The organism is Flavobacterium piscis (genome assembly GCF_001686925.1).
Classification (GTDB): Bacteria; Bacteroidota; Bacteroidia; order Flavobacteriales; family Flavobacteriaceae; genus Flavobacterium; species Flavobacterium piscis.
Genome location: NZ_LVEN01000027.1, coordinates 637,277 through 658,443, shown reverse-complemented (window position 1 = coordinate 658,443; position 21,167 = coordinate 637,277). Strand labels below are relative to the sequence as shown.

Annotated in this window: 18 protein-coding genes; 4 read left to right on the top strand and 14 right to left on the bottom strand. The window is 35.0% G+C overall.

Annotated features, from left to right (window positions below; genetic code table 11):
* Nucleotides 1-149 precede the first annotated feature (149 nt).
* Entirely contained in the window at nucleotides 150-1,145 is a 996-nt protein-coding gene (locus FLP_RS13195) for an SDR family NAD(P)-dependent oxidoreductase (RefSeq protein WP_065449952.1), read from the top strand.
* 548 nt (nucleotides 1,146-1,693) lie between these two features.
* Here FLP_RS13195 and FLP_RS13190 read toward each other — a convergent pair.
* From FLP_RS13190 to FLP_RS13175, 4 genes are all read right to left on the bottom strand, one after another.
* The gene (locus FLP_RS13190) at nucleotides 1,694-2,062 is read right to left on the bottom strand and encodes a helix-turn-helix transcriptional regulator (RefSeq protein WP_065449951.1); all 369 of its coding nucleotides are present in this window, start codon (nucleotides 2,060-2,062) and stop codon (nucleotides 1,694-1,696) included.
* 318 nt (nucleotides 2,063-2,380) lie between these two features.
* On the bottom strand, nucleotides 2,381-4,825 hold the full coding sequence (locus FLP_RS13185) for a glycoside hydrolase family 31 protein (protein WP_065449950.1): 2,445 nt from the start codon (nucleotides 4,823-4,825) through the stop codon (nucleotides 2,381-2,383).
* 171 nt (nucleotides 4,826-4,996) lie between these two features.
* Nucleotides 4,997-8,995 carry a hybrid sensor histidine kinase/response regulator transcription factor gene (locus tag FLP_RS13180; RefSeq protein ID WP_065449949.1) on the bottom strand — a complete coding sequence of 1,333 codons (3,999 nt, stop codon included), beginning with the start codon at nucleotides 8,993-8,995 and terminating at the stop codon, nucleotides 4,997-4,999.
* A gap of 311 nt (nucleotides 8,996-9,306) precedes the next feature.
* Nucleotides 9,307-9,666, bottom strand: a complete 360-nt coding sequence (locus tag FLP_RS13175; protein WP_065449948.1) for a winged helix-turn-helix transcriptional regulator — start codon at nucleotides 9,664-9,666, stop codon at nucleotides 9,307-9,309.
* Between the two features lie 125 nt (nucleotides 9,667-9,791).
* On the opposite strand from FLP_RS13175, the gene FLP_RS13170 reads away from it, so the two are divergent.
* A complete protein-coding gene (locus FLP_RS13170) occupies nucleotides 9,792-10,163 on the top strand; it encodes a SnoaL-like domain-containing protein (protein WP_065449947.1) in 372 nt (123 codons plus the stop codon).
* A 179-nt stretch (nucleotides 10,164-10,342) separates the two neighbouring features.
* The gene (locus tag FLP_RS13165; RefSeq protein ID WP_065449946.1) at nucleotides 10,343-10,579 is read left to right on the top strand and encodes a hypothetical protein; all 237 of its coding nucleotides are present in this window, start codon (nucleotides 10,343-10,345) and stop codon (nucleotides 10,577-10,579) included.
* Between the two features lie 139 nt (nucleotides 10,580-10,718).
* Here FLP_RS13165 and FLP_RS13160 read toward each other — a convergent pair whose 3' ends face one another.
* Entirely contained in the window at nucleotides 10,719-11,357 is a 639-nt protein-coding gene (locus tag FLP_RS13160; RefSeq protein WP_065449945.1) for an NAD(P)H-binding protein, read from the bottom strand.
* A 68-nt stretch (nucleotides 11,358-11,425) separates the two neighbouring features.
* A complete protein-coding gene (locus tag FLP_RS25505; protein WP_165606675.1) occupies nucleotides 11,426-11,575 on the bottom strand; it encodes a hypothetical protein in 150 nt (49 codons plus the stop codon).
* Between the two features lie 31 nt (nucleotides 11,576-11,606).
* Between FLP_RS25505 and FLP_RS13155 the strand changes: the two genes are divergently transcribed.
* Nucleotides 11,607-11,876, top strand: coding sequence for a hypothetical protein (locus tag FLP_RS13155; RefSeq protein WP_065449944.1), 270 nt, complete (start codon nucleotides 11,607-11,609; stop codon nucleotides 11,874-11,876).
* Nucleotides 11,877-12,273: 397 nt separating this feature from the next.
* On the opposite strand, the gene FLP_RS13150 is transcribed toward FLP_RS13155, so the two are convergent.
* From FLP_RS13150 to FLP_RS13115, 8 genes are all read right to left on the bottom strand, one after another.
* Nucleotides 12,274-13,899 carry a sensor histidine kinase gene (locus FLP_RS13150; RefSeq protein WP_065449943.1) on the bottom strand — a complete coding sequence of 542 codons (1,626 nt, stop codon included), beginning with the start codon at nucleotides 13,897-13,899 and terminating at the stop codon, nucleotides 12,274-12,276.
* 5 nt (nucleotides 13,900-13,904) lie between these two features.
* On the bottom strand, nucleotides 13,905-14,918 hold the full coding sequence (locus tag FLP_RS13145) for an ATP-binding protein (RefSeq protein WP_065449942.1): 1,014 nt from the start codon (nucleotides 14,916-14,918) through the stop codon (nucleotides 13,905-13,907).
* Nucleotides 14,911-15,327, bottom strand: coding sequence for an anti-sigma regulatory factor (locus FLP_RS13140; protein WP_065449941.1), 417 nt, complete (start codon nucleotides 15,325-15,327; stop codon nucleotides 14,911-14,913). The genes FLP_RS13145 and FLP_RS13140 overlap by 8 nt, the downstream gene beginning before the upstream one ends.
* On the bottom strand, nucleotides 15,308-15,682 hold the full coding sequence (locus tag FLP_RS13135; protein WP_243397596.1) for an STAS domain-containing protein: 375 nt from the start codon (nucleotides 15,680-15,682) through the stop codon (nucleotides 15,308-15,310). Before FLP_RS13135 ends, FLP_RS13140 begins: the two co-directional genes overlap by 20 nt.
* 39 nt (nucleotides 15,683-15,721) lie before the next feature.
* Entirely contained in the window at nucleotides 15,722-16,558 is an 837-nt protein-coding gene (locus tag FLP_RS13130) for an STAS domain-containing protein (RefSeq protein WP_065449939.1), read from the bottom strand.
* Nucleotides 16,559-16,752: 194 nt separating this feature from the next.
* Nucleotides 16,753-18,480 carry an FAD/NAD(P)-binding protein gene (locus tag FLP_RS13125; RefSeq protein WP_065449938.1) on the bottom strand — a complete coding sequence of 576 codons (1,728 nt, stop codon included), beginning with the start codon at nucleotides 18,478-18,480 and terminating at the stop codon, nucleotides 16,753-16,755.
* A gap of 45 nt (nucleotides 18,481-18,525) precedes the next feature.
* Nucleotides 18,526-19,428, bottom strand: coding sequence for a magnesium transporter CorA family protein (locus tag FLP_RS13120; RefSeq protein WP_065449937.1), 903 nt, complete (start codon nucleotides 19,426-19,428; stop codon nucleotides 18,526-18,528).
* Between the two features lie 478 nt (nucleotides 19,429-19,906).
* On the bottom strand, nucleotides 19,907-21,148 hold the full coding sequence (locus FLP_RS13115) for a T9SS type B sorting domain-containing protein (protein ID WP_065450292.1): 1,242 nt from the start codon (nucleotides 21,146-21,148) through the stop codon (nucleotides 19,907-19,909).
* Nucleotides 21,149-21,167: the final 19 nt, after the last annotated feature.

The window sequence follows — 21,167 nt, the reverse complement described above, 5'->3', positions numbered from 1 at the left end:
GAAGTTCAAGTTCTAAATTGAAACGCCATCAACCATAATTTATGATGAAGCACTTTTTATTATGGACTGATCAGAATTAAAATTTTCTTAAATTACTGCAACTACAAAGCTTATTTTTAGTAACTTAAGGTAATATAAAATATTATATTATGAAAGAAACTAAAAATTTAAGCAACAGTCTTAAAGATAAAACTGTTGTTATAACTGGTGCCAGCAGTGGTGTTGGGCGTGCTGCGGCAGAAGCTTTTGCGCAGGAAGGATGCAATGTAGTCATAGTGGCCCGAGGTCAGGAAGGTATCAATCAGGTGGTAGAATATTGCCGGAATCTAAATGTTTTGGCTGTTGGCGTTAGTGCCGATATGTCTGTTGCAGAGGATGTCGATAAAGTTGTACAGCAAGCTTTGGCTCTTGACGGAAGAATTGACGTATGGGTAAATAATGCCGGTGTAATGGCCAGTGGAAAATTTGAAGAAATTCCGTTAGAAGTTCACCAGCAGGTCATTAAAACCAATTTGTTTGGATACATGCACGGAGCTTATAATTCCATCAAAATTTTTAAACAACAAGATCAGGGTATTTTAATTAATAATGTATCTATTGGAGGTTTTATGCCTGCACCCTACAGTGCTGTATATTCGGCTACCAAATATGGAATCAGAGGAATGATGGAATGCCTGCAGGGTGAAATATCCAATCGCAAGCATATCCACATCTGCAATCTGTACCCTCAATTGCAAAATTCTACCGGTAATTTACATTCAGCCAAATACTCGGGATTTGACATGAAAATTCCTTTTATAGCTTCTGATCCAAGAGAGACTGCTGCGAAAATGGTGGATCTGGCCAAACATCCCAAAAAAGATATGTTCCCTGATTTTACTGCTGCCGCATTGACTACCACTTACAAATTATTTCCAAAAATGGTCATTAATTCAGCATCTGCAGCCTTACGCATGAAAATGAAACTTAATAAAGATAAAAACGATGACTCTGGAAATGTTTTGACAAACTCTAAAGAACCACTTCGGGTATATGGTAATCCGCCTTCAAAAACAAAGCGAAATATTAGCTTAGCGTTATTTGCAGGACTGGGCTTTGGTGTTGCCATGATTTTGATGGGTAAAAATCGTAATAGTCTTCAATAAAAAGAACTTTGCAATGATATCCTGTTGAGCTATTAAAAGCAGCATAGGATAAAAAAAACCGCCTTGCAACAAATGCAAGACGGCTGTCCATAAAAACATAATCTTCCATTTTATGCTTCTATCTGTTCTATAAATGGTAAGCACCTGATAAGGCGCTTACCTTCTCTTCTTTTTTATTATCGTGATATAGTATCCGTAGGCAACAGCAATGCCTACTAAAACCAAATCCGAATTAAGGTTAACTATATAATTAGTCATATTATAACTTCTCCTGTTAAATTTATAAGAGGGAATCTCAAGACCTTTTCGATATTATCGAAAAGTTAAGTGCTCACCTTGCAATACTACGGGAGTTTGACGTTAAAATGCTCTTGCAAAGGATGTAAAATATAACTAATTGTAATAATTAACGATACTGTTTATAAATCAAAAACCATTTAGCGATGAAGTTGTAATTGTTTGCTAAGATTTCAATAAATAAGACACTTCAGCTTTGCAATGTTTTTACCATCACCCAGATTCTTGAAAAAAATTCTAAAAGCCATTATTTACAGGCCGCCATATTTATCCTTGTAATTTTTAAGTTCATTATCTGTTCTGTCCAGCAGTTTCTCCAGCAGTACAATTTTATCTCTGTACAGCCTCTCTATATTAGAAAGATCACCCTGCTCATACGCTCTGGGCTTACTATAATTGCTTTTAAGGTACAAACTACTTTCAAACTCTATAATGCTAATGAGATCCATTTCAAATATAGAGACGATTTCTTGTAGTTTATCGCAACTTAACGCTATGACTCCTTTTTCAATCTTGCTATAGCCTGCCTGTGTCATGTTAAGCCTTAAGGCCATATATTCCTGGGTATAGTCTTTAAGTTCCCTGATGTTTTTTATATTTTCGTTTATTTTTCCCGGCATTTGAATTGGTTTTGTAAATTTTCATTTTCAACTACATCATCTAGTACAAATTCATAAAGTAACCCGGCACAGCATTGCATGAGGCATTACTGCAAGGAAACCTTTAAATATCAATGCAAATCTTACTCTACGTTTGTTTTATCTTTCAGTGCAAACTGTAAACAATTAGGACTAGCACATTTACAATCAAACAAAAAGCAATTTATCAGATGAAAGGGTTTAGCTTTTAGGCTGATTTTCCGAGAGTGTTATAAGGCAATAAATATCTTGTTTTGGGGATATGTATTGCCTGGGAAAGTTTAGGAAAACTGTAATGAATTAGTCCTGAAATCTCTCCTCCACTTTTTTACCATTATAATTAATAATCCTTGTTATTCCATTTGGCATTACGACAGTAAATTTTCTGCTGGTTAGCATTCCATTGTATTGTCCTTTTCGATTTGAAATCGTTAATTTTTTTGATGACTCATTCCATGAAAATTCAATTTCAGCATAAAGTCCTTTCTCATAATTGTAATTATCAAATTCATCTTCATAAAGCACAAATGAACAATCTTTACCCGGATATACTTTTATCTCCAAGTTATCCCACTTTTTCTGGGTTGCAAATTGTACTTTGGGACCAAAAGGAATAATTGATCCTTCCCTTATATAAAGGGGCAGCATATCAATGGCTGTTTTTCTTGTAATTTCCTGACCTCCGCTAATTTTTTCATTTGTCCAGAAGTCGTACCAATTTGTGCCAGCGGGCAGATAAACATTTCTTGACTTTTCTGAAGTAAAGTCTACAGTTGTTTTTTCTGCATTTTTTTTATCTCCTTGCTGATTCCAGCCCGTTGATTCGTTAACTTTTACTATTTTCTCCGGAGTATATTGTGCCTCGACTATTGGAACTACCAAAATTGACCTGCCAAACATAAACTGATCTTTAATGTCCCATCCTTTTTTATCCTTTGGAAAATCCATAAATAATGCCCTCATAAAACTGGACTGCTTACTGGTAACTTCCCATGAAGTGGAATAAATATAAGGAAGAAGTGCATAACGCAGATTAATAAATTTCTCAATTGCATCGTATATGGGCTCGCCTTTTATACCAAAATTATAAATCTCCCTTGGTACATCTGTACCATGAGAACGCATCATTGAATTGAAAGTACCAAATTGAATCCAACGTACATACAATTCCTGATAAAGAGGATTTTTGGCTCCTGATTTTTCATTCCATGCCTGCCTGTAGGCTCCTGCAAAAAAACCTCCTATATCTGAATTCCAATGTGGTATGCCTGTAAGTGTAAAATTCAAACCCGCCGGAATCTGATTGCGAAGCGTTTCCCAACTCGAACCTGTATCTCCAGACCACGTATTGGCGCCGTAGCGCTGTTGGCCTGCAAAAGCAGATCGGGTTAAAATAAATACACGTTTGTCTGATGTTACTTTACGCTGATGGTCGTAAACACCACCCACAGTCATTAAAGGATATGCATTTCGCACTTTTCTAAAAGATCCAAGATATGTTTTTGTATCATAATCTGCTGGTTTTGCCTCAAAGTGATCCGGTTCTGTAGAGTCCATCCACCAACCGTCAATTCCATGAGAAAATAATCCTTTATTGACATATTTCCAGTAAATATCTCTTGCCTGAGGATTGTAGGGGTCATATACTCTAACGCCCGAAGGATAATCTTTATTTGGAGGCCATATTTCTGAACCGGATTCTGGCCAGGTTTTAATATTAAATAACATTCCATTTTGATCCATTTCCTTATAGGGTTTTGTCTGCGGACCAAAGGAAGACCAAATCGAGATAATCATATGGGCATTAAGATTATGAACCTCATCCACCATTTTTTTTGGATCTGAAAATTCAGGGTTCAAAAACTCCATGGCATTCCACAAATAATTGTTGCCCCAATACTGCCAATCTTGTATTATTCCGTCAAGCGGCACAGATAGTTCACGGTATTTTTTAACGACCTCAACCAATTCATTCTGACTTTTGTATCGCTCCTTACTCTGCCAAAAACCGTAGGTCCACAAAGGAAACATGGGTACTTTTCCAGTTAACTCCCGCATTTTTCCAATTACACCATCTGCATTGCCCCCGTACATGAAATAGTAATCAACACCATCTCCCACAATTGATTTAAAGGAAGTTTGAGTGGCATCATCTGTAAATTCTGTTGGAGAATAATTATCCCAATAAAGCCCATATCCTTTTATGGACTGAAAAAAAGTCACCGCATCATCTACATTGCCCTGCTCCAGATGATATTTTTGATTCCTTTGGTTCAAATCTCCCCTTTGATGTTGTCCTAATCCATAAATAGGCTCCTCTTTATCTAAGATAAAAGATTGTGTGACTGTAAATGTTTTTACTCCTGTATCATCAAAAGGTTCAAATTTGGTTCCTTGAGATTTTTCTTTTAATAATTCAGTATCAGCGGATGCAAATGCTACATCGCCTGAAACAGTATTTACACTAACCGTTAATTGATCCGACTTTAAAAAGATAATATCGCCATGCGTTTTGACACTAAATGAAGTTTTGGCAGGCTGTAAAACTACCGAAAGGCTTTCTTTTGAAAATTTTGTTGCCTCAGGAAATTTAATAACCCTGACAATAGCAGGACTGTAAAACTGTATTTCTATGTTATGGCTATTGGCCATCGTTTTAATTCCCTGAGTGGTTTTCTGGAATTTCTGCCCATTACTATGAAAGCAAAAAAGCAACATAGTACATAAGGAGTAAATAATTTTCATTTCAATTGGGTTAAATAGTTTATAGTGAAATAAAAATAACTTTTGTCATTTTGAAATCCTTTAAACTATGTTGAAATAATTATAACTCATGTTGAAACCATTCAGTAATGCATTACAAAACACATCTAATCAATACATTAAAAATATAAAAATTATTGTTTTTGAAAGATTTTACGCTCTGCTCTGACTGGGTGTTTTACCAAAAGTGTCGTGAAAACATTTGGTAAAATAAGAAATACTATTAAAACCTACCTGATCAGATACATCTGCAATTGTAAGTCTTTTATCCAATAATAATTCGGCTGCTTTTTTAAGTCGGATGGTGCGAATAAAATTTGTGGGTGAATGATCTGTAAGTGCCACAAGTTTTCGATATAAACCAGTACGATCCATATTCATATCTTCACTGAACTTTTCTACAGTATAATCAGCATTAGACAAATTATCTACGACACACTGAAACGCGCGTTTTAAAAACTCCTGATCAATTGGATTATCTGTTAAGGCATCAATTTGCACTTCCTTTTTATTACTGAACGTTTTTCGTCTGGCTTCGTTTATCTCCAGTAGTTTATTAATTCGGAGTATCAGTAAATTAATATCAAAGGGTTTTACCATATAAGCATCGATTCCAGCGTTATAACCTTCAAATCGTGCCTCATCAGAGCTTCTTCCCGTAAGCATAATAATAGGAATATGGCTCACGGCAATATTATTTCGAACGGCTTGACTTAATTCCGGACCATCCATTTGGGGCATCATCATATCTGTTACGATAAGATCCGGAACATGCAATATGGCTTTCTTTAAACCCTCTTCTCCATCATGGGCTGCGATCACATTATAATATTTTTTCAATTCATCAACCAGATAACTTCTAAAAATAATATGGTCCTCGACAATAAGTATATTTTTTCTTGTGGATTCTTCCTCTTCTTTAAAAGAGGTTAATTCGCTTTCTTTACCAACTGAAAACAGTACTTTAAAACAAGTTCCCTCGCCTGGATTACTCGTAACACTTGCCGAGCCGCCATGTATTGTTGCATAATATTTTACCATGTACAGACCTATTCCACTGCCAGAGGATAGCCCATTTTGATTCTTTGCCTGATAAAAACGATTAAAAATATTATCTATTTCTGTTTTAGAAATTCCAATTCCTGAATCTTCAACCACAATTGTCAGAGCTTTATCCTTATTGTCAATTACAGCTGAAAATTTAACTTTACCGCCTGAACCTGTAAATTTAAAAGCATTAGAAAGCAGGTTAATTATTACTCTGGTAATTTTTTGCCTGTCCAGATATAAATCATCGTTTTGCGGGTCGATATCCCAGATAAAATCAATTCCTTTTTCTTCTGCTATTGACACATAGGCTTTACACAATTCAGTAATGAATGAAAGATTATCATAAAAATTGCGATGTACGATTTCTTCTCCGTTATCGATTTTTTTAAAATCAAGCAACTGATTCACAGTATCCAACAAAAGGTCACTGCTGGAGCTAATTTGCAGCAGTTCTTTCTTTATTTTCTCATCTTCTACTTTTACAAGCAGCGATTTTAAAGGTGTTATTATTAATGTTAGGGGCGTACGCAATTCATGACTCATGTTGGTTATAAAATCCGATTTTGCTCTTTCTATAGCATAATCCTGTTGCTTCTTGCGAATTACGGCACTGCGTTTTATAAGTGCTTTAGAAATTAAAGAAATCCCTATACACAGTACTAGCAAATAAAGCACTCTGGCAAGAATCGTGTTCCATATGGGAGGTTCGATTATAATTAAAAGATTTTTTTTCTTGCCTGGCCAATGAAGACCATCAGAACTGGCCTGTACCATAAAATTATAGTGGCCTGGAGCGATATTGGTATAACTGGCTTCACCTAGTCCTGAGGCAGAATTCTCGCTGCGCCAATTCCTGTCAATATGCTCCAGCTTATATCTGAAATAAGTGTGTGACTCATTGATATAGTTGAGTCCGGAAAACCCAATGCTAAAAAAGTTTTGATCATGTTTTAGCTTTAAGGTATCTGTGGATGTTATAGAATTTTTTAAAACTATCTCATTGTTTACTTTCTGACCACTTTTCACATTTTTGCCAAACAATTTAAAATTAAATAATATGGGGTTAAGAATATATTGATTGTCTCTGGCATCATTTCTTTTTAGATTATTCATACCATCTATTCCCCCTATAAACAATCCATTTTTTGATGAAATAAGTGCAGCGCGATCAGTAAATGGATATTCCAGCACTCCGGTAAATTTATCATAATTGACAATTCTAAAAGTAAGTCCGCTTGCTGCTCTTTTTTTAATAATATGGCTTAAGCCACGTGAGGTCGTCACCCAAAAGGAACGATCTACATCTTCCACTATCGCCTTAATGCTATTGTTTACTAAACCTTTATCGGTATTTAATTCATACAGTTTTTGATTTTTATGATCCCAAATTGTAAGTCCATTATAGGTGCCCAGCCACAAATCCTGATCAGAGTCAGATAAAATACAGCTGTATTTATGGCTTTTTTGGCTGAACATTGGTATTTTTTTATGTCCTTTTGCTAAAGGTCTTATAATTTTATCCCCTGAAATATTCATTATAAAAGGGCCATCAAAAGAAATGCCTATTAATTGATGATTCCACTGTGTGATTTGAAATACATCAGCAGGAGAATCCATCAAAAAGGAGAGACCAAAAGACTGAAAAGAATTATTCCACTTGAAAACTCCAGTGTCAGTGCATACAAATATCTCTTTTTTAGTGGTTTGATAAACACTAATGGTAAGCTGTTTTGTATATTGTTTTATAAACCCATTTGTGTCCAATACATACAGTCCTTTGTTAGTCGAAATCCATACCTGACCTGTAGCATCTTTGAGCAGAGAATGACAATGCAATTCAGCAAGCAAAACCTTGAATGATTTACTATGACTGAGAGGAAGTTCGGCTATATAGAGTCCTTTATTTGTACCAATAAGTAATTTCCCGTCAACAGTTTCTTCAAAACAATTTACCTGAAATTCGTCATTATCTTTTAAGTTGAAATTACTTTTCTGATAATATTTAAAACGAGAACGATCCGGATGTTGATAGTAAATTCCTTTATTTAATGTCCCAATCCAGAGTCCGCCCTGATAATCAAATAAAACTGTACTTACTTCGGTTTTTATTTTGTCTTTTTCTGTTAAATTTAACTCCGGATAAAAACTGCCCGCAGTACTGCCCGACCTAAAGTACCAAAGCCCTTTGCTGCAGCTCATGAAAAAGTCTCCATTTTTATTTGCTGCAAAGGTGTTCAGCCAATAGGTATTGGCTTCTAATAAGACTATTGACTGCCTGGTCTGAGTATCATATCGAATCAATTGTCCTTTTGCGATTCCGGACCTTACAAGATAGAGATATTTACCAACCGCTGTAGTGTGATTCCAATCAGCAAAATTATTCAATGCGTCTTTGACAACAATTACTTTATAAATTTCTTTTGCTGTGAAGCGGTCAAAACAACGAATTAATCCCGACTTATAAATTAAATATACTTTTTGTTGATGAACAACGAGATCGTAAAGCAGCTCATCAGGACTGCCCTTTATAAAAATTTTGTTTAAAAAGCAGACTACCTTTTTTGAATCCTGCTGATAACAAAGCAGTGCACCCAAATCATTTACAACCCATATATCTTTTTTTTCATCAACAAATAAATCAACCGGTGTGCCTTTAAATCCTAAAATGCGCAGCTTTTGAATTGGATCAGCTTCACTCCTTTCTTTTGCAACATTAATGAGGCTGATCTTTCCTTTATGCTTAAACCAAATGCGATTGTTCTCTACATAACTGTGATGAAATCCCCTATATGATATAAGGGGCGCAGAATTATCATCATTCATTTCTATTGTCTTAAAATCTGCACCATCGTATAAGTTGAGCATTCCCACAGTAAAAACACCTATTCTCCCATCCTGAAGCTCAATAAAATTCCTAATTTTCTCTTCATTCAGCTGATGCCTGTTTTCAATTGGAGAGAATAAAAGATCTTGTGAAAAAACTTTACTGCTAAGAGAAAAAAAGAGGACACAGAAGAACAAGTACCCCTGAAAAGAGGGTCGTAAAATGCTGTTTCCGTTTCTCAGAACCCGCCACAAAAATTTGAATAATAGTTTTGCCATTTATTGAAGTTCGTAATCTAGAAAAAACAGTAAATATGAAGTTGTAAATATACTCTCTAATTTTAATAATGATATTAGATATCAGATTCACCTGAATCTTTTATAGCGAATTATTAAAAAATAAATTTATTAAATAATTAAATAAACCCTAAGAAAACATTACTTGTATTGGTAGCGCTATTTGATTAGAAAATAGTACTGATGTTGAAGTTCAGGGCTTTCTGATCAGGATCGCAGCTAAGGATTTTGGGGGAAAATATCCCTCTGTTCCGTCTAATAATCAGGATAACAGCAAGTTTTTCTAAAAAAGTTTACTTCCCTGTAAGCACTTTTCTATGCATCCCTCCCCATTGATCTAGTTCACATATCACATTTTTTAAAGTCTGGCAGTACTCCGTTGCTTCGTAAATAATAGTAACAGGTGTGGTTGGAAAAACGTTACGTTTGATAAAGTTATTTAATTCCAAATGCTTGAGTTCATTTGATAAAACCTTAGGTGATATGGGAACTTCGCTTTGTATTTCAGAAAAACGCTTCGGGGATTGAGAGATACAGAGAATTAATGGTAATTTCCATTTTCCGTTAAGAACAAACATAGCATCAATCACATTGCTGAGTGATTGGGCACATTCTGCTGGGTCTTGCGCCATTTTTTTTTCTGTCGTTTTCATGTCCGAAAGGTAATAAACTTTCGTAAAGGTTAGCGCTTTCCTTTAGGAAACTACTATCATATGGTAAGTTCTATATCCTAACTTTGCCCGCTGAAATAAGATTATTAAATAAATATCCATTTAAAATGAAAGAAAAAAATTTAACAACAAAAGAGGTTGCAGCCAGATTTATAGAACTGGTTCGTCAGGATAAATTTTATGAAACACAAACACAATTGTATGCCGATAACTGCGTAAGCGTCGAAGCGAATGATTTTCTTCTGCCAAAAACTGTCGAAGGACTACAGGAAATTTTGAAAAAATCAGAATTATTTGAATCTTTAGTTGAGCAGGTACATGGGCGCGTTATTTCAGATCCAGTGATCGGTGGCGACTACTTTACAGTTTCATGGTCAGCTGATATGACATTTAAAGGAAGAGACAGATTTACAATGGATGAAATCTGTGTATATAAGGTACAAGAAGGTAAAATAGTTTTTGAACAGTTTTTTTATTAATTATTCAGCTCCTAAAAAGTGTCATCATTCGGGGCAAAAGATAAATTCTTTTGTCCCGTTTTTTGTAACAATTTGTTGTATCAAAATGCAAATTTCACAACAAAAACCATTTTTATTGTAAGAACTTAATATCATTACTGACTTAATTTTAAACGTATTAACAACTTAAAAATAAAGTCATGGAAAATTCAAATCTATACACAGCTGAAGAATTGCAAAAATGTCCTTATCATAGCCCAAAGCAAGCGGCTGCCAGCAATAATGATAATGATCCGCGGGAAAAGCCCAACACAGGAGATTGGGGTGATATTGACGACGACGACGAGGCAGGAACAGATCCCGACCGTCACGAGGATGAAGGAAACAACAACTCAGGCGGAGCAGGAAGTAGCGGAAGCGCAGCTACAAACAGCTAGAATTTTATACCGCTCTGCAGTAGCAGAATTGAAAATTTCTTCTTTTTTCAATATTTTTTAATAGACACAAACAAGAAATAAAAAGCAATAAAACCTTTAGAGAGGCTTTGTTGCTTTTTTTATTTCTAAAGTCGCCTTGTTAAAAACTGGCGATTTCCGCCAATTTTATAACAGAAGTTCCCTGAGGTAATTTCCAAGGTGCCTTTGCCAGTTTCATGGCCAAGACTTCGGTTGGAAGAGGCTTGTATTTTTTTAGCAGTCCTATACTGTTAAAGATATTAAGCACGTTTACCATTATTTTCTCGGCTGGTCTATCTGTACCTATTCGCAATAATGGACCTGGCCTAAATATAATATACTGTCCAAAATCCATCTCTGTAATTGCGGTTTCCAGTTCTCCTTTCATTCTGGAATAGAAAATTCTGCTCGTTGGAGAAGCATCTGCAGAGGAAACCAATACAAGCGAATTGACTCTGTTTTTCCTTGCGATAGCAGCAAATGTTGCGGGAATATTAAAATCGATATCCCATTGCTTCTCTTTTGAACCGGCCGCTTTGAGTGTCGTACCAAGACAACTGAAGAGAACATCTCCGGTAATGAGTTGCTGATACTGTTCTATAGTAGAAAAATCAATAACATGTTCTGTCAATTTTGGATGCGATCTGCCTGTCGACCGCCTTACAAAAATGGTTACAGAAGTGTAATCGTTATCCTGAATGAGTTCATTGAGCAGAAATTTTCCGGTAGAGCCCGTAGCTCCAATAAGAAGTGCCTTCATAAATTATCTATTTAGTAGTAATCTCAAGTTGCCTTTAGTATTATCAGATACCTGATCTAACGTTATGGTTAAGATAGGAAAAAAAAATCATTTGCCAAAATAGCCTGCGCAACAGCAAAAAAGTAATCAATACACTCTGCAACATCCTGATAATTATATAACTTGATGATTCTATTATATAAAGTAATGATTGATTTTACCTGTAATTTTAAGTTCATTAAAGTAGTAACATTTTAACAAACAGAAAATATGGAAAATTTAATCAATCAGGAAAATCTTGAGGAAATCAGAACATTAATCGAAAATAAAATTGCCGACGTTCCGGGAGAATTAATTCTTTTTGGCGCGATAGGGACTTTGCTTTTGTCAAGTTATTTAAATAAAACAGGCCATACACAAGCTGGTTCTATTATAGGAAAATTATCTATTCCAATAATAGGAATAGGACTTGCAAAATATAAGGATGTTATCAATTCGCAAATAGAAAATTATCAAACAACTGCACAGCAAGGGTCTTAGTAATTAATTTAGGATTATCCAGGGAAACATCTAAGAGTGTTTTTTACGGGGATAGTTGTGCTTAATTACGCCCATACCACGAAAGCGTTTTTGAAATTATTTTTGAGGGGAAGCCTACTCTAATAATCACAATTATAGTCAGGACAAGCGTACTTTTACAGCAGAAAGTTAAATTGACCAATAGTAAAAGCAAAATATTTAGGAAACTAATTCTGCAGCTTATCAATATTTAAGTTAAACCTTTTAGAAATAAATCTAAGAGGTTTTTTTAAAGAATAAATGTCCTGGTCCAAAAAAACAAATCAACTGCAAGACACCGTTATTAAAATATACAAAAGAAACTTACTTCAATACTTTATAATATTCCTTTAACTTCTACACTTTTCATACTTCTTTTCTATTCTTGTTTTTTGGGCAAGTAAATCCAAAAAACAGTTCCTTTTCCAGGTGTACTTGTAAAATTAATTACTCCGTTATGATTTTCAATAATACGTCGACATAGTGCGAGACCTATTCCGTTCCCTCCGTACTGATCTCTTTCATGCAATCGCTGGAACATATTAAAGATCCGGGTTGAATATTGGCTATCAATTCCAATTCCGTTATCTGCAATTGAGATAATATTGTAATTGCCTGATAGTGCCAATTGATCTTTTTCATCGGGCATCAATTTGGAAGAAATGGTAACTAAGGGAAGTGCTGTATTAAATTTAAGTGCATTATTAACCAGATTGTAAAACAATTGGCGCAACTGTGTACTGAGTCCTAAAACTTCTGGTAAAGGTTCAATAGTAATTACTGCATTTTTTTCTTCAATGATCATGCTCAAATCACCTAAAATTTCATCAGCTATTTCATTAAGGTCTACTTCTTTAAAAATTTGCTTGCTGTTGTCTATTCTTGAATAATTGAGAACGTCTGTAATTAATTCTGATAATCGTGTTGCTGATAATGTAATTCGGTCAAAATAATATTGCTTCTTTTGCTCTTCTGATAAATGCTGGCCTGCACGGGAAAGCATAATCATAATTTTACGAAGCGGCTCTTGCAAGTCGTGACTGGCAATATAGGCAAATTGTTCCAGCTCTTTATTTTTAAATAGTAATTTAGAATTAACACTTTCTAATTCACGTTGAATCATTTTTAATTCTGAATTATCTTTCAGCGTTTCAACGACCATCTTTTGCGCGTTTATATCTGTAAAATAAACGAGCCAGCTGTTGAAAGAACCATCTTCTGATTTATTCGGAATCATACTAACAAGATGCCAAGCGTATGTAGTAGTGTCTGTAATTCGGATTTCAGCTAAAAAGGAAGATCGGTTCGCTTTTGCTTTATTCCATCCATCAACCATTATTTCAATGTCGTCAGGATGAACAAAATTCATCAAATTTTTTCTTTCAAAATTGGGTGGCGGAACTTTTAAAAAATTCGCCAGTGATTCATTATAAAGAAGCACTTTATTTCGATCATTAACCTCACAAATCAAGATCGGAATTGTATTGGCTAATTTTCTGTATCGGTTTTCACTTTCTGAAAGCTTCTCTGATAACGCAATTAATTCAATATTTTTTTTCCTGATCTCGTCGTAAGGAGATAAAGGAGGCTCAAACTTAAAATAATCAACAAACGATTTTATCTTTGTTTCTGAAAGAAGCCCAGGTGAGATTACAGGCTGAATTATTCTGGTAGTAGATTGATTGCCTTTAAAACTGTATTCTATATCTCCTGAAATTTTAGAAGCATAATTAAAGGCTTCCGGGTTAGTGCTTTTTAAATCAACACTATCTGTGATAATTGCAACAATTTGTTTTTGTGTTGTCTTAATCGTATTTATACCAATCACCAAAAGCGAATTTTTGCCTTTTGCAATGGCGCATCTGGCAATTTCAGAAACCGCTGTCGAAAATCTCGTCTGGAATGATGAAGGCATACCACACATTTCGGCAATTTTCATGCATCGTTTGTGGGCAAGTATCAAGTCCATTTCGTTGTCAAGATTTATTTTAATAATATCTTTCATGGCACTTACATTATTTTACCTACAAGAATTGATGCGTCATCTGTACCCCTTATGTTTTCTTTAAGGATAGCCGATGCTATTATACCAGAATGCTGTTTTACTATTGAGGTCATTTCGTTTAAATTCCATCTGGTGCGTAATCCATCACTGTGCATGACAATAATTTGATGTTTTTTATAAGGAACGATAGTATTGTTTAAAGTACGCGGAATATTATGGCCAATAATTCCGTTATATGGCGTATAGGTTTTATTTTCCAATCCGTCGTAAATTCGGGTACTAATATTGCCTATACCGCAGATACTCCATACTTCTGAATTATAATCAACAGATGCTATTGTGCCAACAAGTCCCCTGCTCTTTTTTACCTTTACATGAATATCCCTTAAAATTTCCGAAGGATCCGTTTCTACAGACTGCCTGAAAGCTTTTATAGCTAACTGAATGGCTTCATTTGCATTTTCACCGTGACCTAAACCGTCACCTAAAAATATTTGAAAACCTTTTTTTGTTGACTTAATATGGTAGCCGTCTCCACAAAACTTTTCTCCCGGGTAGTTAACTGCAATTGCAGCATAATTTAAACCGCTTTGCAAAGCAGTCAAAGGCAAATCTGATTTTTCACCGATTTTGATATACTGCACACATCCCCAATTTTTCATGGAATAGATCTGAAAATCGTTACTCAATCTTTTAATGGCACCTAATCCGTTACCGAGCGTGTTGGATGAAGAATAGCCATCATTCATCACTTTGGCTAAATTTTCAAACCCCACACCTTTATCCAGACAGTATATTTCGATTATTTTATTTCCATCTTCCAAATTAGCGCGATAGAGAAGTTCTCCTCCCTTTGCATATTTGATTAGATTAGAAGTTAATTCTGCAACAATAATATCGGTCTCAGCAGCTCTGTGTGGTGTAAAACCTATGTGAAGTGCTAAGTTGTGTATTTCTCTTTTTATAAAAGCAATCAGGCTTCGATCGTCAATTTTATAGCTGGAAAAAGTATTATCCATTTTTCCATTTTGTTATAGTAACGGTAGTTCCGTTACCCAGTTCTGATTTAATATCAAATTCATTGACAAGTCTTTTGGTACCAGGAAGTCCTAAGCCTAAGCTTTTTCCTGTACTGAATCCATCTTTCATAGCCAATGATATATCGGCTATTCCGGGACCTTTATCTATAAAAGTAACGCGTACGCCATTATCACGGCCATTACTGACCGATTCAATGATGACTCTGCCACCGCCGCCATATTTTAGGAGATTACGAACAAGTTCGCTGGTTGCGGTAATTAATTTGGTTTGATTTAAAATACTCATACCCATTTTTACCCCATACTCCTTTACACGGTTGCGTAACGGCACCACATCTTGTTCTTTTACAATTAAGGCTTCTTCTCTGCTATTCGTTATCGTAGTCATAATCCTGCTCTTCATTATCGCTGATGTGCATTTTTGAGCGCAGTAGATCCATGCCTTTTTCAACGTTCAGGGCACTTATAACTCCGTTTAAGGATAATCCAAGTTCAACAAGGGTAATAGCAACAGCAGGCTGCATTCCAACTACAACTGTTTGTGCATCCATAATTTTGGACATGACTGCTATGTTTCCTAAAATACGCCCCATAAAAGAGTCGATTATAGAAACAGCAGATATATCAATTAACACCCCTTTTGAACTGTGCTTGCTGATGGTGTTAATTAAATCTGATTCAAGATTTTCTGCCAGTTGGTCGTACAAATCTACCTGTATCGTAACAAGCAGAAAATCGCCCATTTTTAGTATAGGAATTCTCTCCATATTAATTATAAAATCTTAAACTAATTTTCTTTTAACAACTGTAAGCTGCAACATATCAAATGCTGTTTTAAGAGCGCTTGCAAGTGATGCTTTGGTAATAATACCTGTAAGATCTATACCTAAATGCACTACAGTCTGCGCTATTTCAGGACGAATTCCGCTAATGATACATTCTGCTCCCATTAATCTTGTTGCGCTTACTGTTTTGATAAGATGCTGCGCTACAAGTGAATCTACCGCAGGAACTCCGGAAATATCCAAAATAGCAATAGAACTTCCTGTATCAACAATTTGCTGCAGCAAATTCTCCATTACAATCTGTGTTCTTGAGCTGTCTAAAGTTCCAATAATTGGCAGTGCAACTATACCTTCCCAAACTGTAATAACCGGAGTCGAAATTTCACTGATTTCATCTACTTGTCTTGATATTACATCTTCTCTTCCTCTCATGAAGGCTTCAAAAGTCATAATCGTCATATTATCCAAAATAGCATTCAACTGCAAATTGGCCTGATACAACTCTTGAGTATCGTTTATTAGTTCTGAAAGAATTTGCGAAGATGCTTGTTTGAAAGTGGTAAGATATTGGGCGTTTTCTCTTGGTGAAAAGCCACGTTTACCTCTTGAAGACGAGATTCCAACAATTAAATCTTCTACTTTTTCAAATTCCGGAGAATCCTGAAATCTGCCCTTTAATGTTGCCAGCGCGCTTAAAAAAAGAGAAGCAAATTCTTTTGATTCTTCTTCTTCAACTGCTCCGTCATCTGATCCACTTTCGATTAAAAGCTGAGACCATATTGTTAATAATTTATTTTCGTGCTCTTTCAAGCCTCCCAGGAAGTTATTTTGCATGTGGTATAATTTTGTAATTTTATATAACAAATATAGGGTTTTAAATATTGGGAAATGAGAAATGTTTTATTAAAAAAAAAGCAGATTTTGTAAAACTTCAGGCTTACCTTATTTAACACATAATCAACTTATTTTGATTCAGATTATCAGCACTTTAAAAAATAAATACAATCCCTAATTTGGGCGAAATTTAATTAGCTAATTCCGTTTTCCTCCATACTGTTTAGAATGCGCAATGATGCTGCTTCGCAAAAATCCAGTCCTGAATAATCCGGATTATAACCACCAATGTAAGGAACAGCCATAATATACAGGTTTTCATTATATGCCCCGTACTGGTCAATAATTTGAAAATTATCATTAATGGCAATTCCGGATACGTTTAAAAAGTAATTTCCGGTACTGTCTTTTTCTATAGCACTATTGCCTTCTGAAAAAGCCAAATGCCCTATTTCATTGGATTTGAATTTTATTTTAGCAGGTGCAATTGCTTTTTGAGAGCGTAAACTTTTAAAAGGAAAATCAGCATAAGATAAATGAGGCTGACCCACACAATCAACAAAAGTTTCATAATACACCGATTGAGGATTTTGATCCTGATCAGAGAAATGATACAAAATTCCGCCGCCGTTTTGAGGTTCTACAGTACTTTCTGCACCAACAGGAATAATATCAAGAACGCCTGCATGATGAAGGGCCAGTAATTCTGTACAGGATTTTTGCGGAACAAATGCTATTACAATTGAAATTAAAGGCATCAGCACTTTTTGAAGGCGCTGCATATCTTCTGCCGAAAGGTATTTTGCAGGATGATTCATAGCAAAACTCAATACTGCCAGCATTTCTTTCCAGTACACCGATTGTTGCCTTTTTATTGATTTTTCTGCCTGAACGTATTCTGCTTTTAGAAGCTGAAATGGCTCGAGTCGTTCGCGAAGTTCCATCATTTCTACTACAAAATCTTCAATACTCAGGTCTTTAATCTTGTTGTAAAAGTCAGGATCTTTATCTTTAAAAATCTCTTTGAAATCTTTTTGAAAAACAAAGTCTAAGGATAGAAACCCTCCATTGTTTTTTCTGTGCAGCTCAATTTCTTCTTCCGTAAGAAGAGAGCTGCTTTTAAGATGGGAATCTTCAAGATGAAACCGGACAGCAGGAAGCATTCCGCTTCTGGAATGCATGATCATTTTAAAGTCCGGACTTTCGGCATGACTTTGAAAGCTTAGATTTCCATCTTCATCTTTTTCAAATGAACCATTTTGTCTTGCGAGTGTTCGTATGGCATCAATCGCAGTTAAGGAAGATCCTTTTATAGCAACGGCGTGATTCAGTTTTAGTAAAAGTTTTGATGGTGGATATGGAGCATCATAATATCCTTTAACTTTTCCTTCATAACGTACTGGCCAATTATGTCCGGTACAGATTACTGCATAATCAAATTTATCTTTATCAGTAACGGTTTCTACCCATACTTCTTTTTCTTTTTCATTGTAACTAATGTCCACAACATTGCTTTGGTGACGCACTCTGGTTACAATGCCGGCTTCATCACCTTGCTGCTGCAATAGTTTAAACTGGTCGGCAAGATAATATCCAAAAAGTAATCTGGGCAGTACTTTATATTCATTAAATTTACCTGAATCAATATTAAATTTTGACAATACATCGTCGGGAACCGTTAAGATCCATTCCGAAATTGAAGTAACTATGCCGGGAGTTTCGTTATCCGATATATTGGTTACATGCTCCTCATTTGCTCCTTCATGGCTATACGGCATTCCTGCACCAAGAGTATTTTTTCGTTCATAAATATCCACTTCAAAATTTGATTTACCGGATTCTACCAGTCTTTTATACATAAACAGTCCGCTAGGTCCTCCACCTAAAATTGCAATTCGTTTTTTCATTTTTTCCTTTTTCATTTTCGTTCTGTTATCGCTGTTATTTAATATTGTAAACTGTTGCTATCAAAGCCATTTCTTTCTTTTAAACCAAAGAAAAATTATTATAGAAACTAAAACCATTACAAACAAAGAAATCGGATATCCCCAGTAATAATTTAGTTCCGGCATAAATTTGAAGTTCATTCCGTATATTCCTGCTATAAAAGTCAGCGGCATGAAGAAAACTGAAAATACAGTTAATACTTTCATGACATCGTTTGTTTTTCTGGCCGATAAGGAAAGATAAATATTGAGTAATTCTTTGGCATCTTCCTGAACCTGGTCATTGAGCATTAAAAGCTTGGTATGAAGATCATGAACATCCCGAAGCGCAGGAGCTTCTTCGCCTTCTGCACGAATTGAATTTACGACCTCATTACTGAGCAACAGCAGTTTTTTGTACAAACTTGCTCTGTTTTTCAGGTAATAAATAGCTTCGATCATATCGGTCGGAATATTTTTTTTCAAAAATAATTTAGATTCATAACCATCTATTTCATTAGATAAATTTATGGCAGGCTGCTCAAAGGAATGCAATGCATCGCGAACAATATGAATTACTATGCCCGTACTTGATTTGACTTTACCTGTATCAACATACGTTTCTTTTATAGTCGAAATTAAAGGCTGAGCCGTACGATGTACTGTTATGATAAAAGATTCGTTATAAAAAATAGCGATTTTACAGCTCAGCGATTGAACGGTCTGTAATTTTTCCTTATTATCATTGACTACTCTTATTATAAGAAAATGAGTATTGTTATGTTCTTCAAATTTAGGAAGATGGTCCGGATCAAGACAATCCAATAATGCATAAGAATTTAGATTATACTTGACACTAATACTGGAGAGTTCCTCGCTTGTTGGGTCAACAGCATCAATCCAGATAATCTCGGTATTTTTTATAGTACAAGTAGTTATAGGCATTTTGATTGTTTTTATTATTAGCTAAAGATTGTTATCCTGCACACAATCTGCTTTGTTTGTCTTTGATGTCACTATGTATTATTTAATATGGTCGTGTGTCAATAAATCATTTAATTCAAAACCTTTTTTAGTCGAACTAAAATTCCGTGTTTTGTTTAGCATTGAGTTGGAAATTCTAAAGATTAAATGTAGTTCTGTCCAAATCAATACACTTACATTTAACTCTTTAATTATTTCAAAATTATAAGTTGGGAAAGTATCGAATTGACCACTGATAAGGCAGAAATGCAATTTATTCTGGAAGTTTTAAAACAGGAGATGATTTGCATAAGAACTCAAAAAAATAGTTCTCATACTTTTAGATGCAGGCAAAAGAAAAACATTTTTATTTCTACATCGTAAATTGATTTTAAGAGGTAGTTCAAAGGCAATCTTTTTGTGAAGTAATGTTATTTAGTATTAAATACCGAGAGATCAATTAACTCTTGCTTAAATACAAATATCCAGCCTTTTTAATAGTATTGAGTGTTCCGCCAGCTGTTTTTGTATATTGAACAATATAAAAGTAAGTTCCGTCCGGAAGTAAATTATCAGGGCTAATGGTAGCTCTTCCATCAGAATAGCCTCTAAAGACATTTCCATTCGAATCATAATTTGCGGTATCAAATACTTTTATTCCCCAACGGTTAAAAATCTGCACTCTGTTATCCGGATATTTCGTAATATTTTTTATGTAGAAATAATCATTTTTTCCGTCCTCATTTGGGCTAATTGCATCATGAATTTCAACATCGTCATCAACATTTTCTTTTATTCGTGCCAAAGTAAAAGCACCATAACCGGAAACTGAAGCTATTGTGGTAACACTTTTTTCATTTGCATCTACAATTCCGCCTTCATCTATCCACAATTGTTTGCTTTGATCCCATCTGACAATATGAATAGCGTCTTGCGGAGAAGCAGTGATAGCGGCTGGAGTAGTCGCTTCATCCCAGCTCAGTGTCAGTATAATATCTGTAGAACTGGTGTTTTTATCAACTGTCCAATATTCTTTATCATCTATAATGGCAATAACTACAGCGTCTTTTTTATCGTGTGGGTATAATGCATTAGAATTTTCAAAAAGGTAATGGGCATTAAAACTACCATTATTATCTCCTGAAGAAGAAATACTGGCATATCTGAAAAATCCTTTATCGCCAATAGGATATAAAAATCCTTCACCACCGTTTTTAGTGACCTCACCATCAACATAACTCTCATTTGAAGTACGAGTATGCGTAGCGTTTCGCTCAAAAATCATACTTCCTCCAAAATCATCAGATTGTACGATACCTTTACTAAAATCAGCATCACCACTAATATACATTTCGCTATATAATTTAAAAGCGGGCTGCGGATTTATATTATTGAATAATACATCAAAAAAATCAGATGGTTTTGTGCCTTTAATATCTTGATTCTGAAAACCTTCAAAACGGGTAAATCCCTGAAATAAAGGATCAAAAGTAGTAATTCCGTCGTTGTTGTAATTTCCTTTAAAAATTACTTCACCATTATTTTCGTAATCACCGGTATTTTTGTTGTCGAAATTCCACTCGATGCTAACCAGTGTATTCGGATTTACATGCAGTAAACCTTCATTCACCGTTTGGGCATTTTGTGCATTTGATGTTTTAATCAAAAACAGAAATAGCAGTATAAGAATCTTTGTTTTCATTTTATTCTTTTCTGAATTA

What these genes read in the sequence shown, in the direction of transcription:
- FLP_RS13195 (WP_065449952.1), top strand. Translation starts at nt 150, where the DNA reads ATGAAAGAAACTAAAAATTTAAGCAACAGTCTTAAAGATAAAACTGTT.
- FLP_RS13190 (WP_065449951.1), bottom strand. Translation starts at nt 2,062, where the DNA reads ATGCCGGGAAAAATAAACGAAAATATAAAAAACATCAGGGAACTTAAA.
- FLP_RS13185 (WP_065449950.1), bottom strand. Translation starts at nt 4,825, where the DNA reads ATGAAAATTATTTACTCCTTATGTACTATGTTGCTTTTTTGCTTTCAT.
- FLP_RS13180 (WP_065449949.1), bottom strand. Translation starts at nt 8,995, where the DNA reads ATGGCAAAACTATTATTCAAATTTTTGTGGCGGGTTCTGAGAAACGGA.
- FLP_RS13175 (WP_065449948.1), bottom strand. Translation starts at nt 9,666, where the DNA reads ATGAAAACGACAGAAAAAAAAATGGCGCAAGACCCAGCAGAATGTGCC.
- FLP_RS13170 (WP_065449947.1), top strand. Translation starts at nt 9,792, where the DNA reads ATGAAAGAAAAAAATTTAACAACAAAAGAGGTTGCAGCCAGATTTATA.
- FLP_RS13165 (WP_065449946.1), top strand. Translation starts at nt 10,343, where the DNA reads ATGGAAAATTCAAATCTATACACAGCTGAAGAATTGCAAAAATGTCCT.
- FLP_RS13160 (WP_065449945.1), bottom strand. Translation starts at nt 11,357, where the DNA reads ATGAAGGCACTTCTTATTGGAGCTACGGGCTCTACCGGAAAATTTCTG.
- FLP_RS25505 (WP_165606675.1), bottom strand. Translation starts at nt 11,575, where the DNA reads ATGAACTTAAAATTACAGGTAAAATCAATCATTACTTTATATAATAGA.
- FLP_RS13155 (WP_065449944.1), top strand. Translation starts at nt 11,607, where the DNA reads ATGGAAAATTTAATCAATCAGGAAAATCTTGAGGAAATCAGAACATTA.
- FLP_RS13150 (WP_065449943.1), bottom strand. Translation starts at nt 13,899, where the DNA reads ATGAAAGATATTATTAAAATAAATCTTGACAACGAAATGGACTTGATA.
- FLP_RS13145 (WP_065449942.1), bottom strand. Translation starts at nt 14,918, where the DNA reads ATGGATAATACTTTTTCCAGCTATAAAATTGACGATCGAAGCCTGATT.
- FLP_RS13140 (WP_065449941.1), bottom strand. Translation starts at nt 15,327, where the DNA reads ATGACTACGATAACGAATAGCAGAGAAGAAGCCTTAATTGTAAAAGAA.
- FLP_RS13135 (WP_243397596.1), bottom strand. Translation starts at nt 15,682, where the DNA reads ATGGGCGATTTTCTGCTTGTTACGATACAGGTAGATTTGTACGACCAA.
- FLP_RS13130 (WP_065449939.1), bottom strand. Translation starts at nt 16,558, where the DNA reads ATGCAAAATAACTTCCTGGGAGGCTTGAAAGAGCACGAAAATAAATTA.
- FLP_RS13125 (WP_065449938.1), bottom strand. Translation starts at nt 18,480, where the DNA reads ATGAAAAAGGAAAAAATGAAAAAACGAATTGCAATTTTAGGTGGAGGA.
- FLP_RS13120 (WP_065449937.1), bottom strand. Translation starts at nt 19,428, where the DNA reads ATGCCTATAACTACTTGTACTATAAAAAATACCGAGATTATCTGGATT.
- FLP_RS13115 (WP_065450292.1), bottom strand. Translation starts at nt 21,148, where the DNA reads ATGAAAACAAAGATTCTTATACTGCTATTTCTGTTTTTGATTAAAACA.